Source organism: Actinotalea sp. C106 (assembly GCF_023630195.1).
Taxonomy (GTDB): Bacteria; Actinomycetota; Actinomycetes; order Actinomycetales; family Cellulomonadaceae; genus Actinotalea.
The window spans coordinates 1-1,872 of record NZ_JALPKN010000435.1; the positions used below are offsets into that span (position 1 = coordinate 1).

At 72.5% G+C, this 1,872-nt stretch carries 1 protein-coding gene and 1 pseudogene; both read left to right on the top strand.

Annotated elements, in window-relative coordinates:
- Window positions 1-455, top strand: a pseudogene (locus L0B03_RS17300) (serine/threonine-protein phosphatase); the annotation flags it as partial.
- A 49-nt stretch (window positions 456-504) separates the two neighbouring features.
- Window positions 505-1,872, top strand: a 1,368-nt coding sequence (locus L0B03_RS17305) for an FtsW/RodA/SpoVE family cell cycle protein (RefSeq protein WP_250448183.1), incomplete at its 3' end; no start/stop codon positions are given.

The window sequence follows — 1,872 nt, forward strand, 5'->3', positions numbered from 1 at the left end:
CCGCAGCCCTGGACCGCCACCGGCCCACCCTGGGCGGGTCGAGCGCCGCCGCCCGGGCCGCCCAGCACTCGGCACGCTCCCGCGCCGACCAGCCCCCCTTGCCCGAGGAGGAGGACGACGAGCCGCCCCGCCGCATCGGGCGCCGCATCCTCACCGCCCTGGGCGTGCTCCTGGTGCTCGCCGCCCTCGGGGCCGGGGTGTACCTGGGCTACGGCTGGACCCAGGACCAGTACTACCTCGGCGTCGACGACGACCGTGTCGCGATCTTCCAGGGGATCCCCCAGTCCGTGGGCCCGCTCGAGCTGTCCTCGGTGGTCGAGACCAGCACCACCGAGCTCGACGACCTACCCGGCTTCGTGCAGGACCGCGTCCAGCAGACGATCCCTGCGAGCAGCCTCGACGACGCCCGGGACAGGCTCGAGAGCATCGAGTCCGAGGCAGCGGGGGACTCATGACTCCCGCCGGCGCACCGGCGGCGGCCAGCACCTGCCGGGGGGTGCTGTGATGGCCACCGTCCTGACCCACCGCGAACGCAACGGCCGCACCCTCGAGCTCGGCCTGCTCGCCATCGCCCTGGCCATCGGCGTGGGGGCCTACGCCCTGGTAGGCCTCGCGACGGCGGAGACGCTCCCGGTGGACATCGTCGGCTACAGCCTCGGCCTGGTGGGGCTGAGCCTCGGCCTGCACCTGGTGATGCGGTGGCGGGCGCCCTACGCGGACCCGGTGATCGTGCCCGTGGTGATCGCGCTCAACGGCATCGGCCTGGCGATGATCTACCGGATCGACGTGGCCTACGTGGACCGCGGACGGGACAGCGTCTTCGCCGAGCGCCAGCTGGGCTGGACGGCGCTGGGCATCGTCCTCGCCGCGGTCGTGCTGGTGCTGCTGCGCGACCACCGGACCCTGCGTCGCTACACGTACACGGCGATGGTCGCGGGGCTCATCCTGCTGATGCTGCCGCTGGTCCCCGGCCTGGGCACGGAGATCAACGGTGCGCGGATCTGGATCCGGGTGGCGGGGAACTCCTTCCAGCCCGCCGAGCTCGGCAAGATCTGCCTGGCGATCTTCTTCGCCGGGTACCTGGTCACCACGCGCGACACGCTCGCCCTGGCCGGGCCCAAGGTGCTGGGCCTGCAGCTGCCCCGGCCGCGGGACCTCGGGCCGATCATCCTGGCCTGGGCGGTCTCCCTGGGGGTGCTGGTCTTCGAACGGGACCTGGGCACCTCGCTGCTGTTCTTCGGGCTGTTCGTCGGGATGCTGTACCTCGCGACCGAACGGATCAGCTGGGTGGTCATCGGCATGGTGCTGTTCGTCGGCGGGGCGGTGCTCGCCGCCCAGGTGTTCTCCCACGTGGCGGCACGGTTCGACGGTTGGCTCAACGCTTTCGACGACGACGTCTTCAACGCCTCCCCCGGCGGCTCGGGCCAGCTGGTCCGGGGCCTCTTCGGCATGGCCAACGGTGGGCTCTTCGGCACCGGCTGGGGTCAGGGCCGCCCCGACCTGGTGCCCTTCGCCGAGTCCGACTTCATCATCGCCTCGATCGGTGAAGAGCTCGGCCTCACCGGGCTCCTGGCGGTGCTGGTCTGCTACCTCGTCCTCGCCGAGCGGGGCATGCGCACCGCCGTCGGCGTGCGCGACGGCTTCGGCAAGCTCTTCGCCGGGGGCATGGCCTTCGTGGTGGCCTTCCAGTGCTTCGTGGTCGTGGGCGGGGTCACCCGGCTCATCCCGCTCACCGGGCTGACCATGCCCTTCCTCGCGTACGGCGGGTCCTCGCTGCTGGCCAACTGGATCATCGTCGCCCTGCTGCTGCGGATCTCCGACGGCGCGCGCCGGCCCGCCGCCCCGGCCGGAGGCCCCGCCTCCCGCGCGCGC